Below are 15,453 nucleotides of genomic sequence, written 5' to 3' on the forward strand. Positions count from 1 at the left end.
ATTTCATAATTGAATGTTGTGAATCGACTCTTTATCAAAATACCACTTCAACTTTCTATTTTTATCTCCACTTTTTTCGGTATGAAGTTCAATCAACACAAAAAACCTTGAAAGGTATTAGCCAATCAAGGTTCATTTTGTTACTGCATTTTCACTGCTTTTTTCATTTCCTCTATTATTTGATTAAACCACTGTATAGGGTTTAATGAGATCGCCGGAAAGTATATTTCTGCATTATTTTCAATAAAGCTTTCTTTTTTTTGTATTGTTAGAGTACTATTCAAAAAACCCTGACAATCCTTTATAGTAGACAGCAGACATTCTTTGCTAGCTTCATGGATAAACTCATCTAACGCTTCCTCTGGTGAATCAATATCCTGATGAAATGTCCCACCTAAAAAATCTTCTAACTTCTTTAAATAACTAGAGCTCTCATTCATTGAATCACCTATTATCATTAAAATTATCAGTTTAAATAGTCGAGTTTAAAAACCTTCATCTCATAGAAAACAGGTTGTGGTTCTGCTCTTTGATCAATTAATCTTGCTTACAATTAAATTGCGCAGTTTCCAATATGAAGTTCAAAGTGTTTTTCTTCTGAAAATATTTGAGCAATTTTACCTGTTATTTTATCTGCTACAATGATGCTATGATTCTCTGAAAATAGCCAAATTTCTTCAATTGCCTTATCGAAATCTAAAGCTTTTACATTTGCCCAAACAGGAAAAGGGTCATTTTCAATTAAAATAAACCATTCTTTTTTCTCTTTGAGAAAATCTAATGAATTTTTTAACCAAGTCATAATCGAGTCTTTGTCTGTATTTGTTAATATTTCGGAAGGTGTTGAATCTATTTGACGAAATTGTTTTAATACTGTTTCACATAATTTTAGCCATTGAGAAGTATCATCTTCAAAATCAATTACCTCAATATATGCTAAATGTTGTATTTTCTTTTTAGCATTCATCAAAGCAATTTTTTTCTGTATTTTTTCATTTTTATATGCCATATTTTTCATACCTCGTTATTCATTGTAATAGATATGGTGATCACCATTTGGTCCATATATATTTGAATATCTTTCTTTTTTAAAATCATAATTAAATGGATCTGCACCCTCTTTTGGTTTCCCTGCGTGAGTGTGTAATTTTCCATCATTAGTATGTTGCACTATAACTCTTTTTCCTTTTGGGGTATCAAATTCATAGTACCGGCCATGGTGAGTATGGTTAGAACTGTACTCATAATTACGATATTCTTGCCCTTTCTTAAAAACATTATCTCCTACTTGCCATTGACGAGTAGGCTGTTGAGACCTAGGTATCCCCCCTAAATCCTTAGCGTGTCGCAAAGCCCTTTTTCGATTAAATCCTTCTGGACTTTGAGAACTTAAACCTATCTTCCCATGAAACCCTTTTGCCCCAAACGGCAAAAGCATCCCCAGCGCCGCATTCATACTCGCTTCCTGTTGTTCTTTCGAGATCTTATTTCCAAACATATCTCGACCCGTAATCGCTTCGCTGAAGCCGTTTGTTGCGGTGAGGCCATATAAGCCTTTTTGAGACGTTTTCAGGGCGTCAAAAGACTTCTGTGATGTCTTGTAAATGTCGACCGCTCTGACTGCGGCGGACGTGGCTTGAGTCGTTTTATAAACGGCTTTACCGCCTTTGAAAATACGTCCTGCCCATCCGACGATCGGGATGTAGCCTGCTGCTGCCATGCCGCCTGCGGCGACTCGCTGTCCTGCGGTGAGTTCTTCACCTGTGATCGGATCGACACCTGTTGCGGCACGTTTTGCATCGTTCACGCCTGTCAGCTCATTAACGATATTCCCACCGTAATCAAGAGCTTTTTCATACCACGGACGGTTGGCGAGCGCTTCCTGTTCCTTTGCGATCTCGCGAGCTTCTTCTTGATCTTTTTTGATTTTTAGATATTCAGAAGTTTGCTTCTCAATATCGCTTTTTGCCTTGTAGATTTCGCTCTTTTGATACGCTTTCTTGTCAAAATTCATAGGCGAAATGGATTTTCCGTCATTTGTGGCATTGATCATTTCTGCGTACAATGCCATTGTAGCTTGCTGCTCCGTCTCTGACAAAGCATATTCATCTTTTAAATTTTTATCAAGCTCTCTTAGTTCTTTGACCGTCTTTTTTCGTTCATCTTCCGCATCTTCTATTTTTTCAGCAAAGGTTTGGCTATCAAATACCTCTAGGGAAATGAGGTCATCAATATCTTGAAAAATCGTTTTGAGTGCCTGTTTTTGATCTTTCACAATGCTTTTTGCATTCTTGATGCCCATATGTACTGCATTGTCTAAAAAGTGTTCCTCTATAAAGGTATCGCCGCCAAAGCTCGTATCATCCAGTGTCCCAGAAACACCTTCATGAAAGGCTTTTTGCTTATCAATAAAGCTAATAAACATGTCTACATTTCCAGCGAGTTCTTTATAGAAGCTTTTAATGTTATCGGCACCTTTTCCAGTGAAATCATCACCGAGGTTGGCAACACCTTGTAATGCCTTTTTTAAATCTACCATTTGTTCGCGGAGTTCCTGATAGTGTTTTGACCTTGTATCCATGGCACTGGTAAGTGCTTTTGCATCAAGTATCTTCCCCAGCAGAATTCACTCCTTCCTATTCATTGACAAGGTCAATTTTACCAACACAAGGAATGTCATGAAATAGGAATAAAGATACAAAAACACCTTCTATTTAATCAGAGAAAGGTGCGTTTCTTCAAAAAACGGACACCAATCAAGGCATTTTAAGTGCTCAATGATCAGCGTCCGCAGGTTCTTCTTTCTGGACAACATATTCGGTTCATTTTTCTTGTCTATTAAAGGGTATAACATATTTTATATAACGAATATGTTATACCCTTTCTTCTTAAACTAACGCACCTGTTAGCATAACAAAAAAATGATTATTTTATTTTTTTTAGCATTTTAAAATTAGCCAACTTAACCCCCTTTTTTTCCACAGTTTGTGAACAAACAATTTTGTAACCTAGATGTTCAAAAAATGGCTTAGCTGTGATACTTGCTTCGGTATCAATTTCTAAAAGCTTTAGTTTCTTTGCCTCAGATTCGAGCATATCAACTAAAGCTGTGGCTATACCTTGTCCTTGATAATCTTTATGAACGAATAGTCTATCTAAGTACCCGGTATGCGTTAAATCGCTAAAACCAACAACTTTACCATTCACTTTAGCAACAAATGTTATATTTTGACTCAATGATTCCTTCCAAGAATTCATTTTAGATTCTTTTTCATCTCTTGGTGCCCAAGCATCCAATTGTACTTGGGAATAATCTTTTGAATTTACGGAATGAACTGTTTCATAAAACAATGAAATAATCTCTTTTGTATCAGTTTCCTTAAACTTTATAATCTCCACTTTCTGTTATACCTCCCCTTTTTAGGATAAGCATCCTAATATACTTATCATTATTTCAGCAACTTCTTCTTGCGCTATACTGCTCCGTTAGTTGAAGGAGGGTGAACGTTGTTCTCTCTTATAAATTTTTATAGACATCTGCATATGCTACTTTCAGTTGCTCTCTTAATTGCCTATTTTCCTCTTCCAACTTTTTGTTTTTTTAGAGATGCAATGAGAGCATCTTTGTTGTTTTCGTTCATTTCTCGCTTTACTTATTTCGGTGTAGTTAACGCATCAGTGTCCTTTCTTACGATTTAGACTTAAGCAATTGCAGCTCTTGATCCATGATTTCAGCTGCTTCTGAAATAAATTGAATGATTAAATCCAATTCTTCTGGCTTGTATTCATTTGTGAGTTTTTTGGTGGATGCCGATAAAGATAGAAAGAGTTGTTTCACCTGTGATTTCCCCGCTGTTAATGGAACAATGATGACCCTTCGCTTGTCTTTTGGGTCCTTCTCCCTTTTGACGTAGCCTGCTTTTTCTAACCGGTCAATGAGAGCGGTGACCGCACCTGAGCTAAGACCGGTTTTTTCACTTAATTCACCTGCTGTGAGTGGTCCAAGTTCGTTTAACAAATCTGCTGATTTGAGATCTGTTGGGAAAAGGCCGAGCGATTGAGCAGCTGCTTGGTGAAATAGGACTGTTCGTGTAGCAAGGCGTCTCATCGTATGAATGATCAGGTCTGCTTTGTCTTCTGCGTCGTTCTTTATTGACAACTTGTTCTCCTCCCTTTAAAATCAATTTATCTTGATCATCAAGATAAATGTTCTCTTACTTTATAATTAACTTGATCATAGCAAAAAAGTGAAGAGAACGTAAGCAGGAGGTAAATGAAATGAATAACGTGGATCATAAAGGCAAGGCATCCACTCGCTTTGTTGTCATCGGTTTGCTGTTAGGGATTTTTATGGCAGCGATGGACAACACCATTGTCGCAACAGCAATGGGAAGCATCGTCGCCGATTTGGGCAGTTTTGATAAATTTGCTTGGGTGACTGCTTCTTACATGGTGGCAGTGATGGCTGGTATGCCGATTTATGGAAAGCTTTCAGATATGTATGGTCGAAAGCGTTTTTTTCTGTTTGGACTTATTTTCTTTTTAATTGGATCTGCGCTGTGCGGCATCGCACAAACAATGGATCAGCTCATTATTTACCGTGCGATTCAAGGACTTGGAGGCGGTGCTCTTCTTCCGATCGCTTTCACAATTATCTTTGATATCTTCCCGCCAGAAAAGCGCGGGAAAATGTCCGGTATGTTTGGTGCAGTTTTTGGTCTATCCAGTGTATTAGGCCCGCTGTTAGGAGCGATTATTACGGATTCGATCGGCTGGCATTGGGTGTTTTATATTAACGTACCAATCGGTATTGTCAGTGTGTTCTTGATCGCCAAATTTTATCAAGAATCGCTCGAGCATCGTAAGCAGAAAATTGACTGGTCAGGTGCCATTACACTTGTCGTTGCGGTTGTCAGTTTAATGTTCGCCCTTGAGCTTGGCGGTAAATCGTATGCATGGGATTCTGTTCAAATCTTGACACTATTTGCTGTGTTTGTTGTCTTCGGAACCATCTTCTTCATTGTTGAACGAAAGGCCGAAGAACCGATTATTTCTTTTTGGATGTTTAAAAATCGTTTGTTTGCGACATCTCAAATTTTGGCGTTTTTATATGGCGGAACGTTTATTATTCTAGCTGTCTTTATTCCTATCTTCGTCCAGGCTGTGTACGGTGAATCTGCAACAAGTGCCGGGTTCATTTTAACACCGATGATGATTGGGTCCGTGATTGGCAGTATGATTGGTGGAACGATGCAGACGAAAGTACCTTTTAGACGATTAATGACCATCTCTGTGATTTCATTTTTTGCTGGGATGCTGCTGCTTGCCAATATGTCGCCTGATACAGCAAGGTTGTGGCTTACGCTCTTTATGATGATTTCAGGTTTTGGCGTTGGATTTAGCTTCTCCCTTCTGCCATCTGCTTCAATGAATGATCTCTCTCCGCGCTACCGCGGCAGTGCTAATTCTACCAATTCGTTCATGAGATCACTTGGGATGACTTTAGGCGTGACGATTTTTGGAACGATTCAAACCAATGTCCTGACAAATCGTTTAGCAGATGCTTTTAGCGGAATGAAAGGAGCTTCTTCTCAAGTTGGTGATCCACAAGCCATTTTCCAAGAGGGGGCACGCTCACAAATTCCGCCTGATATTTTAAATAAAGTGATTGATGCGATGTCACAAAGTATTACGTATGTATTTATGATTGCTTTATTCCCGATTGCACTTGCGGCGATTACGGTCGTATTTATGGGGAATGCACGAGTACGTACATCAAATGAAATGAAAGAAAGCGAATAATGTGAAAAAAGCAGAGCGATGTGGCTCTGCTTTTTTTCATCTTATTGATATAAAAGTTGGGCTTTTCCTTCACTGCCAACGATCTTTATTTTAGATGTGACCATGTCTTTGGCTGCTTGTTTTGCTTTTTGTAAATACATACGCGGATCTAAGCTTTCAGGTTCGTTTGAGAAATGATCACGAATCGCTTCAGAGTATGCATTTTTCAGTTCAGTGGACACATTGACCTTTGCCATACCGAGTGCGACACATCTTTTGACATCTTCATCTGGTACAGCTGAACCACCATGAAGGACAAGCGGCACATCGACAAGCGCTGCAATTTGTTCAATGCGGTCAAAGTCGATATCCGGCACCCCTTTATAGATGCCGTGGGCCGTGCCGATCGCAGGTGCTAAAGTAGGTACACTAGTTTCTTCTACAAATTGACGGCATTCAGATGGAATGGCTTTTTCAGCATCTTTTTCATCCACGACAATATCATCTTCTACCCCGCCTACCTTGCCTAACTCGGCTTCCACATTCACTCCTACTTTTAAGGCAAGGTCCACCACTTCTTTTGTGCGGCGTACATTTTCTTCATATGAATGCATGGAAGCATCGATCATCACAGATGTATATCCTGCTCGTATACAAGTAAGAATCACATCAAAATCAGTGCAATGATCGAGATGAAGGCCGATTGGGATTTGGTATTGATCCGCTGCCGCCTTTACTGTATCTGCAATGGCTTTTGCGCCAAGCGATTGGACCGTGCCAACCGTTGTTTGCAAAATGACAGGTGATTTTAATTCAGCTGCCGTTTCGAGTACCCAGTAAATACTATCAAAGGAATGTACATTGAATGCGACAATTCCGTATTTTTCTTTTTTTGCTGCTTCAAGCATAGGTGTTGTGGAAAGTAAAGGCATGGTCAAACATCCTCTCTCGTCAAAATATCTGTTTTTAATACAGCGAGCATTTCTTCATTTGTTCTTGTTTCGAGCAGTTTTTGCCGTTTCATTTCATCCATTAATCCGCGTGAAAGAGCAGAAAGTGCTTGTAAGTGAGTGGTTCCTGCTTCACTTTTTGGAATGAGCAAGGATAAGAAGAAAAAGCAAGGCTTCCCATCAAAAGCGTCCCATTCGATTCCGGTTTCTGTACGGACGATGACGAGTGCCGGTACTTGAATGGCGTCTGACTGTGTATGCGGAATGGCAAATCCATCTTGAAAGCCGGTTGTACTAAGAGCTTCTCTTTCAGCTAGTCCTTTTTTGACTGCCTCAGGAGATGTACAAATACCTGCTTCAGAGGCAATGTCAGCTATGGCTGCGAAAACGCCAGCCTGTGAAGAAGCTGTTTCATGTAGATTCATATAAATATGTTCCATCATTTCTCTTCCTCCCTATTAAACTGCGGGTTTGTCTATTTTCTTGCGGTAAAGTCCGTATAGAATCGCACCTACAAGTGAGCCGATGAGTATGGAAAGCACCCACTGAAATGCGCCTGTGACGACTGGAAGGACAAGGAATCCACCATGCGGAGCAGGAACCTGTACACCAAACAGATAGGTCAAAATGGCAGAGATGGCCGAGCCAAACATGATAATTGGCAGGACAACGACTGGGTTTTTGGCTGCAAATGGAATGGCTCCTTCGGTAATATGAGTCGCTCCGAGAATATAGTTGATCATCCCAGCATTTCGTTCTTGTGGTGTAAAATGTTTTCGGAAAATCGTTGTGGCAATCGCAATGATAAGCGGCGGTGTGATGCATGCTGCTGACACCCCTGCCATGAAGTAAAGGTTACCTTCTGCGAGTAAAGCCGTTCCTGTGACATAGGCTGCTTTGTTAAAAGGTCCTCCCATATCAAATCCACACATGGCTCCAACAATTAAACCTAAAAGCAATGGATTTGTGGATTGAACTGATGAGAGAAAATCCATTAATGAATGATTTAGCCCTGTGATGGGAACTAATAGCGGGGTCATGACAGCCCCAATTAAGAAAATACCGATAACAGGATAGATGAAAATTGATTTTAATCCGTCAAGTGCTGCTGGTAATTTTTGAAGCAGGAATTGAAGAAGTACGATGATATACCCTGCTGCAAAACCTGCGATAATACCACCTAAGAATCCAGCGCCTCCATCGTTTGCAAGCAAGCCACCGATAAATCCGACAACCATTCCTGGGCGTTTCGCGATTGAATCAGCGATAAATGCTGCTAAAATAGGCACCATTAAGCTAAAGCCGAGTCCGCCAATGTTTTTCAAGTAGGCAGCAAACGGATGATACGTTTCATGCTGAGGATCAGCTGAGTAAATACCGAATAGAAAAGATAAAGCGATTAAGACACCGCCCCCAACAACAAATGGAAGCATGTGTGATACACCGTTCATTAAATGCTTATAGATGGTGTGTATCCACTTATTCGCTGACTTTTGTTGAGCGGATGAAGACGTAGATGGTTTTTCTGTTCCAGAAGCTCTTCCTTTCACTTGATGAACGGGTGCTTCTCCATTGATAATGCCTTGAATCAGTTCATTTGGCGTGCGGATACCCTTCGCTACAGGCACTTCAATCAGTGGTTTGCCGTGAAAACGATCTGTATTCACATCTTTGTCAGCAGCGACAATGACCCCATCGGCCTCCAAAATGTCTTGATCCGTTAAAGCGTTTTCAATCCCTACTTGACCATGCGTTTCAACTTTGATGTCGACCCCTAATTGCTCAGCTGCGATTTTTAATGCCTCAGCTGCCATAAATGTGTGCGCAATGCCTGTTGGACAGCCAGTGGCAGCGACAATTTTCTTGCGGCTCATGTGAACTCCCCCTTATATGTTCTGAATGTGTATTTGCTCAATTAATGAATCAATGTCATGTAAATCACTTAACCCTTTTGAAAAGGCGGTAGATGCCCCTGTTGCTATGCCGTAGCGTAAGCATACTTCATGAGGTTGTCCTTCCAGCTGTTTACTTAGGAATGCAGCGAGCATGGCATCACCAGAACAAGCCGTATTTACGACCGTTCCTATTGGTGCATTTCCTTTTAATACGGCTTCGTTTGTAAGGAATAGTGCTCCTTCCCCTCCTCGGGAAATGAGTACTTGCTCTGCACCCATCTCGATCAGCTTTTGTCCTGATTCAATGAGTTCTGTTTCTGATAAACGGTGAGTTTTTCCAAAAAATGCGGCCATTTCTTCTTCATTTGGTTTTAGTAAATATGGTTTGTACTGAAGAGTCTCTAAAACCGCTTTAGAGCTTGTGTCTAATATAAATTTCACGTTGTTTTGATGACAAATAGCGGCTATCTCTGAGAAAATGCTAGCAGGAACGCCTTTAGGCAGACTGCCTGACATAATGAAGATGCTGCCTTTTGGAATGGTCGAGATTTTTTCGCGAAAGGCATTAAGCGCTTTTGCCTCAATAGCAGGTCCTTGATTCACAAGCTTGTATTCTTCTGTTGTGTTAATAAATACATTAATGCGTGTAATCCCATCCACTGGGATAAAATCGGTTTGAATGGAAAGATCTTTTAACGATTGTTCAATATATGAACCTGAAAACCCAGCAATAAATCCTAATGCAGTGCTGGTGAAGCCATATTTCTTTAGCATAATGGAGACATTAACACCTTTTCCATTTGGCTGATAATCCTCATCTTCCGTGCGGTTGACTGTATCTGCCCGCATTTCTTTTAATGCAATATATAGGTCAATAGCAGGATTTAAGGTGCAGGTATAAATCAATTGGTTTCACCTTCTTTCTTTTCTCTAAAGAAAGTATCTCATACGATTCAGTGAAAATGTTTTCAGATTGTGTAAAGGTTTTCACGGTAAAAAGCCTCCCATCATAAAGTGTGGAAGGCTTTTTGAGTGTTTATTTCATCCGAATCACATAGGCGTCTAGTAAAATGCGGGCAATGACATGAAGCGACAGGCGGGACCTGACTTCATAATCTGGGAAGAATGATTGTTCCCCTTTATATCCGACGAGTGTCATATCTGATATTTTACTTAATGTAGAATCGATTCTCGTTGTGACCGTAATGGTCGTGACCTGCTTCATACTGAGGTTTTGGCAGGCTTCCACTAGTTCTGACGTTTCTCCATTTAATGAAACAAAGATGGCAAGTTCGTTTTTATCAATGTCACGCGATTTGAGCCGAATGATATTCGGGTCGTCATGAACTTCACATGTTTTTCCGATGAGCTGCAATTTGATGGTCATCTCTTTGGCGATCATCTCTGAAAAGCCTCTGCCAAAAATATAAATTTTGTCCGCATCATGGATCTTTTGAACTGCATCCTCAATTTGCCCAATACTTTGCAGTTGAATCGTCTTTAAGACCTCTTCTTCATTTTTTCGAATGGCTAGTTTGATGTCTTCGTCAATATTTTTTAGTTGATCACTATCATCTGTCATTTTCTTTTCTTGTTTCAATCGATATTTAAAGGATGTATAGCCGTTGTATCCGATTTTCTTCATCAGTCTGACAATGGTCGCCGTCGACACGTTGGCTCTTTCACTTAATGTGACGATGGATAAGGTGGAGATATCCTCTAAATGCTGGTGAATATAATGCAGTAAATAACGTTCTGTTTCACTTAACGTTTGATACACATCACTTGGTATATTAAATAATGGTTCATTCAATGCGATTCCCCCTTACTCATTTCATACTATAATTAAATGCCCTATGAAAACAAGATGATTCTTTTATCCTGTATTTTTTATTAGAAAGCTGGATGAGTGAAATTTTGTTTTTAACATAAGCTAAGAAAAAGAACGGTTTGTGTGAAAGGAGTTGATCACTGTGCTTCAATTCTTGTTTTTTCTGATCTTTTTATATGTGGTGTATGTATTTTTGACCGCATTTGTCTTGTTTTATTTACCGTTTCAAAAAACATGTAAAGAACATTGCATCTATAAAGCTTCTTCCATCTCAGGAGACGACCAAGGCATAAATCAAGTCATGCTGCTTGATGACGGGTTTGAATCGGGTCAAGTGAGAGTTCAAATGATTCGAGAGGCTAAAAAGAACATTCGTTTGAGTTATTATTCCATTCAAAAAGGAAAAACCGCCGAATGGGTGCTTGGTGCTTTAATGGAAGCAGCTGATCGAGGAGTAAAAGTTCAGCTGTTGTTAGATGGCATTTGCCATAGCCTGCGTGGACCGCTGAAGCATTTGCGTTATGCTGTGGCGAATCACCCGAATATGGCCATTCGTTTTTATGAGCCTTTTCGTTTGTTCAAGCCATGGACGTGGCATAACCGCCTTCACGATAAGCTTCTTTTGGCAGATGGCAGGGTCGCTGTCATGGGCGGCAGAAATATTGGTGATAAATACTTTGCAGATCAGCCGCCGAAAGACTTTGCATATGACCGAGATGTGCTGCTGTACAACGCCAAAAAAGGAAAAGTATTAGATGAAATGGAGCAGTATTTCGTTTATTTGTGGAATCATGATTTTACGAAAAGAACGAAAGATGTATTTTCCAAAGCAAAAGCGAAAAAAGGAAAAAAGCTAAGAAAACAGCTACTTCGATCTTATCAGGAAGCCATTCGTACAAAAGAACCCTTTGTCACGTCCACATATGATTGGGCAAAAGACGCCATTCGTGCAAAGCAGATTGCATTTTTCACAAATCCAGTGGAACGCTTAAATAAACGTCCGCTCGTCTTGAAAAAGTTAAACGATCTCGCACAGCGGTCAAAGCGTTCGGTTCTGATCCAGACGCCTTATGTCATACCGACACGGCCAATGAAAGACGGACTCACGCCATTACCAAATGATATTCAAACGACGATCGTGACGAATTCTCTTACAGCGACACCAAACCCTTTAGCATTTGCAGGATATTTAAGCACGAAAAAGGAACTCATGAAAACGGGTGTTCATTTGTATGAATATCAAGGTCCGTATTCAATTCACGCCAAATCAATGGTCATTGATGATAACTTAAGTATTATTGGAACATATAATCTAGATGCAAGATCCAGCTTTTTAAATACTGAATCGATTTTGGTGATTGATAGTGCACCATTTGCGTTATCTCTTACGGAAGCAATCGAACGAAAAATCGCTTATAGTGTTCTCGTAGCGAAAGATCGAACAGAATATAAAGCAAGCGACTATGGACAGAAAAAAAAGCCTTTCATGAAAAGGCTCCTTTTAACTGGTTTATCTACCATAACGGTTTTATGGCGGCGGTTGATTTAAATAAAAGGGCAGCTACTTTTGTGGCAGCCCTTTTTCTTTTGACTGCTCCTCTTCTACTGGTTCAAACTTGGTTAACTTAAATACGAGGATTCCTGCCACAATGACAAGTACACCTAATAATTTTGTAAAAGAAAATGTTACTTTTTCTAACCCAAGCCAGCCAAGCGAATCAAATAGAAGCGCACAACCTAGCTGGGAGGTGAGAACAATCGAGATTCCATAAGTGGGACCGAGACGTTTGATGCTCTGAACAAGACAGATGACAACGCCTACCCCGATGGCTCCGCTTATCCAGTACCAGGCTTCCATATGCCTTAATTGAAACATGCCGGTTCCTTCTAACAAAAGACCCATCAAAAGTGAAGCGATAAAGCCCATTCCTAGAACTAGCGTCGTTGTTGACCAAGAGCCTGTATGCTCATTGACTTTACTATTAAAAATGGTTTGTAAGCTGACAAGTGCCCCAGCAGTGACAGCTAATATTATTCCTATGATCATATATAAGTCCCTTCGTTTCTTCTATTCATAAATGTTGTGTTCTGCTATTTCTAAAAGCCCTTTTTGATCACAAATCGTAATCTTTCCTCTTCGCCTTTCAATCAGCCCTTTTTCTTGGAACTGCTGAATGACCCGATTAATATGGCGGTAGCTTGTTCCAATTAAGCTCGCTGCATCCGTGAGGCGAAGCGTGCGTGCGTGCGCGTCATCATCACCTGTTAAAACAGACAATAAATAGCTTGCAAGCCTGACCTCTACAGGGTATAAAAGGTGGAAGCTTAAATCATTTGATTTTGTATAAAATTTGTTTGTGATGCCCTTGAGCAAAAAGGCTAAAACTCGTGGATCGTCCTTTGCATGCCGCATGAGGGCTTGATGAGAAATCCTGAGCATATGTACTTCTGTAACGGCTTCAACTGTATTGACCATATCTGTCTGCTGAACGTATTCAATATCTCCAATCGCTTCAAGAGGGTTTTTAAAGCAAAGAATAAACGTTTTTCCTTCCTTTGTGGTGGTGAAAATCTTTAATTTTCCTTTCACCAGCAAGTACATATACTCCCTTTCATCCCCTTTTGAACAAATCAGCTCACCTTGCTGATAACGCCACAAGCTCACATGTGAGATGAGTTTTTGATGAAAGACATTCTGTAACTGATGCATCTTCATATAAGAGGAAAAAAGAGATTCATCATGCAGCTCCTCCATCTGATGCCCTCCTTTATAGTTTTAAGATGATGACGCCTGCAATCATTAAAAAGATGCCTGCATAATGGGGCCATTTCATTTTTTTCTTCTGAACACCAAACCATCCTTTTGCATCGATGGCAAAGGTAAACGCAAGCTGTGCGATAAGTAAAGCAGCGATGGTGAGTGTCACCCCAATGATTTGAATGGCAGTGACCTCATTAAAGATAATAATGGCTGCAAATGCACCTCCAATTAAATAAAGAGGCTGCACTTTTTTGTATTCCTTAAAGTGGCCATCCCGTACGATGAGTAAAATGACGAGAGAGATGATAAACCCTGTCAGCTGCGTGATCGTTGCTGCCTGCCACGTCCCGATATCTTGACTAATTCTGGCGTTGGCTACGCCTTGCAGTGTAATACAAGCGCCTCCTAATAATGCGAAAATAACACCTTTCATTCGTTCAAAAGCTCCTTCTTTTTTCAGTCTAGTTCCATTAAATGATAGATGCCCTCATGTTGAAAAGGACATATGTCCCACTTTGCGTATTATATCAGAAACTTTCCCTTTTACAGTTTCTCCGTTTTAGATTTTTCACAGTGGGTACAGTTTTATATCAGCTGAAAACAGAATATTGGATTGCATCACATATAAAAAGGAGACATGTCAGAATGAGAAATCAAGAGAAACACTTTATTAATGGAGAATGGGTCGCATCAACAGGAAACGAAACGACGGAGGTCATTAACCCTGCGACAGAGGAAGTCATTGGCACCATTAGTTTAGGAACGAAAGAAGATTTAGATAAGGCAGTCAAAGCAGCCCGAGCCGCCTTCCCTTCTTTCTCAAAAACATCTCGAAATGAACGAGTAGAAATGCTGGAAAACATTGTGCGCGGGTACGAAAAACGCAAGGATGAACTTGTAGAAGTGATGACAAAAGAGCTTGGTGCACCGCTGAAAGTGTCCGAAGAAGTTCATTACAAAATGGGTTATGAACATTTTTCTAAAGCAGCAGAAGCACTGAAATCTTATACATTTACCGAAGATCGTGGTGGACATACGATTATAAAAGAGGCGATTGGTGTCAGCGGATTGATTACACCGTGGAACTTCCCAACGAATCAGACATCTCTTAAAATTGCGGGTGCCATTGCGGCAGGCTCACCAGTTGTCTTAAAACCAGCGGAAATTACCCCTTTTGCTGCGATGATTCTTGCAGAAATTATTGATGAAGCAGATGTACCGAAAGGAGTCTTCAACTTAGTAAACGGAACGGGTGACGTGATTGGTGACGGCATTAGCTCACATCCTGATATTGACTTCGTTTCATTTACAGGATCAGGTGCCGTCGGCTCTAAAATTATGGAAAACGCAGCGGACAATGTGAAGAAAGTAGCACTTGAGCTTGGCGGAAAATCCCCTCTTATCGTCTTAGACGATGCAGATGTGGACGAAGCAGCAGAAACAGCCATTCATCATATTGCGATGAATACAGGTCAAGTGTGTTCTGCAGCTACACGTGTGCTGATCCCAGAATCAATGAAAGGCAAGTTTGAAAAAGCGCTGCTGAACGCCCTGCCGAAGTTTACAGTTGGTGATCCGAGAGAAGATCACGCTACTGGCCCGCTTGTTTCTAAAAAGCAATGGGATACGGTGCAATCTTATATTGAAAAAGGAATCGAAGAAGGTGCTACCCTTCTTGCTGGGGGAACTGGAAAGCCAGACGGAATCGATAAAGGATATTTCGCCAAGCATACCATTTTCACCAATGTGAAAAATGATATGACCATTGCGCAAGAAGAAATCTTTGGGCCAGTCATGAGTGTGATCACGTATCAAGACCTCGATCATGCCCTTGAGATCGCCAACGATACAGTGTATGGTCTTGCCGGGTATGTTGTTGGTCAAGATGAAAAAACATTAAAATTTGTCGCTGAACATATTCGTGCCGGTCAAATCACCATTAACAATGCTGAAACAGATTACTTTGCCCCATTTGGCGGTTTTAAGCAGTCTGGTATCGGAAGAGAATGGGGAGACTTCGGTATCGAAGAATATTTAGAAGTGAAAGCTGTGATGGGACTTCCAACGGCGTAAGGCAGGCGAAAAAGAGGAAAACGGTGATCCGTTTTCCTTTTTTTGTGCCCTCTCCCCTATTCATCCGTGTTTTGTCATTAGAAATCTTAATCATGACAATCAATATTATATATTTTACTTAATGGCAAACTTTCGGTAAAGTTCAAATTGAACCTATATATA

15 protein-coding genes and 2 pseudogenes are annotated in these 15,453 nt (G+C 40.4%); 3 read left to right on the top strand and 14 right to left on the bottom strand.

Translation table 11 applies throughout. The annotated features are described in order from the left end of the window. Nucleotides 1-140: 140 nt before the first annotated feature. The 6 genes and pseudogenes from KVT11_RS05145 to KVT11_RS05165 form a co-directional block, all read right to left on the bottom strand. A complete protein-coding gene (locus tag KVT11_RS05145) occupies nt 141-440 on the bottom strand; it encodes a contact-dependent growth inhibition system immunity protein (protein ID WP_017359539.1) in 300 nt (99 codons plus the stop codon). Nucleotides 441-553: 113 nt separating this feature from the next. Then, nucleotides 554-1,009, bottom strand: coding sequence for a hypothetical protein (locus KVT11_RS05150; protein ID WP_017359538.1), 456 nt, complete (start codon nt 1,007-1,009; stop codon nt 554-556). A 15-nt stretch (nt 1,010-1,024) separates the two neighbouring features. Continuing rightward, nucleotides 1,025-2,623, bottom strand: coding sequence for a T7SS effector LXG polymorphic toxin (locus tag KVT11_RS05155; RefSeq protein WP_076821593.1), 1,599 nt, complete (start codon nt 2,621-2,623; stop codon nt 1,025-1,027). Between the two features lie 302 nt (nt 2,624-2,925). Next, a complete protein-coding gene (locus tag KVT11_RS05160; RefSeq protein WP_017359536.1) occupies nt 2,926-3,399 on the bottom strand; it encodes a GNAT family N-acetyltransferase in 474 nt (157 codons plus the stop codon). 118 nt (nt 3,400-3,517) lie between these two features. Next, nucleotides 3,518-3,653 (bottom strand): annotated as a pseudogene (locus KVT11_RS20990) (DUF6262 family protein); the annotation flags it as partial. A gap of 35 nt (nt 3,654-3,688) precedes the next feature. Then, nucleotides 3,689-4,108 (bottom strand): MarR family winged helix-turn-helix transcriptional regulator, encoded by a 420-nt coding sequence (locus KVT11_RS05165; RefSeq protein ID WP_046344981.1) that lies wholly within the window; start codon nt 4,106-4,108, stop codon nt 3,689-3,691. A gap of 170 nt (nt 4,109-4,278) precedes the next feature. Here KVT11_RS05165 and KVT11_RS05170 point away from each other — a divergent pair. Further along, nucleotides 4,279-5,800: pseudogene (locus KVT11_RS05170) on the top strand (MDR family MFS transporter); the annotation flags it as partial. Between the two features lie 43 nt (nt 5,801-5,843). On the opposite strand, the gene KVT11_RS05175 reads toward KVT11_RS05170, so the two are convergent. The 5 genes from KVT11_RS05175 to KVT11_RS05195 form a co-directional block, all read right to left on the bottom strand. After that, complete coding sequence (locus tag KVT11_RS05175; RefSeq protein WP_017359533.1) at nt 5,844-6,713, bottom strand: class II fructose-bisphosphate aldolase; 870 nt, start codon at nt 6,711-6,713, stop codon at nt 5,844-5,846. Nucleotides 6,714-6,715: 2 nt separating this feature from the next. Then, on the bottom strand, nt 6,716-7,174 hold the full coding sequence (locus KVT11_RS05180; protein WP_017359532.1) for a PTS sugar transporter subunit IIA: 459 nt from the start codon (nt 7,172-7,174) through the stop codon (nt 6,716-6,718). A gap of 15 nt (nt 7,175-7,189) precedes the next feature. Then, nucleotides 7,190-8,605 carry a PTS fructose transporter subunit IIC gene (locus KVT11_RS05185; RefSeq protein ID WP_017359531.1) on the bottom strand — a complete coding sequence of 472 codons (1,416 nt, stop codon included), beginning with the start codon at nt 8,603-8,605 and terminating at the stop codon, nt 7,190-7,192. A gap of 12 nt (nt 8,606-8,617) precedes the next feature. Further along, nucleotides 8,618-9,532, bottom strand: a complete 915-nt coding sequence (gene pfkB, locus KVT11_RS05190) for a 1-phosphofructokinase (protein WP_017359530.1) — start codon at nt 9,530-9,532, stop codon at nt 8,618-8,620. A gap of 130 nt (nt 9,533-9,662) precedes the next feature. Next, nucleotides 9,663-10,439 (bottom strand): MurR/RpiR family transcriptional regulator, encoded by a 777-nt coding sequence (locus tag KVT11_RS05195; RefSeq protein WP_007499235.1) that lies wholly within the window; start codon nt 10,437-10,439, stop codon nt 9,663-9,665. 160 nt (nt 10,440-10,599) lie between these two features. Here KVT11_RS05195 and KVT11_RS05200 point away from each other — a divergent pair, with 160 nt between their 5' ends. Next, nucleotides 10,600-12,006, top strand: coding sequence for a phospholipase D-like domain-containing protein (locus KVT11_RS05200; RefSeq protein WP_017359529.1), 1,407 nt, complete (start codon nt 10,600-10,602; stop codon nt 12,004-12,006). Between the two features lie 12 nt (nt 12,007-12,018). Here the strand turns inward: KVT11_RS05200 and KVT11_RS05205 are convergent, their stop codons facing one another. The 3 genes from KVT11_RS05205 to KVT11_RS05215 are packed head-to-tail and all read right to left on the bottom strand — an operon-like array spanning nt 12,019 to nt 13,651. Beyond that, entirely contained in the window at nt 12,019-12,504 is a 486-nt protein-coding gene (locus KVT11_RS05205) for a DMT family transporter (protein WP_017359528.1), read from the bottom strand. A 21-nt stretch (nt 12,505-12,525) separates the two neighbouring features. Continuing rightward, a complete protein-coding gene (locus KVT11_RS05210) occupies nt 12,526-13,212 on the bottom strand; it encodes a Crp/Fnr family transcriptional regulator (protein ID WP_017359527.1) in 687 nt (228 codons plus the stop codon). 13 nt (nt 13,213-13,225) lie between these two features. Continuing rightward, nucleotides 13,226-13,651, bottom strand: coding sequence for a DMT family transporter (locus KVT11_RS05215; RefSeq protein ID WP_008343684.1), 426 nt, complete (start codon nt 13,649-13,651; stop codon nt 13,226-13,228). Nucleotides 13,652-13,863: 212 nt separating this feature from the next. On the opposite strand from KVT11_RS05215, the gene KVT11_RS05220 reads away from it, so the two are divergent. Then, nucleotides 13,864-15,291, top strand: coding sequence for an aldehyde dehydrogenase family protein (locus KVT11_RS05220; RefSeq protein ID WP_017359526.1), 1,428 nt, complete (start codon nt 13,864-13,866; stop codon nt 15,289-15,291). The last annotated feature ends 162 nt before the right edge of the window (nt 15,292-15,453 follow it).

The sequence above is a fragment of the Bacillus sp. GbtcB10 genome, assembly GCF_019091365.1.
Taxonomy (GTDB): domain Bacteria; phylum Bacillota; class Bacilli; order Bacillales; family Bacillaceae; genus Bacillus; species Bacillus altitudinis.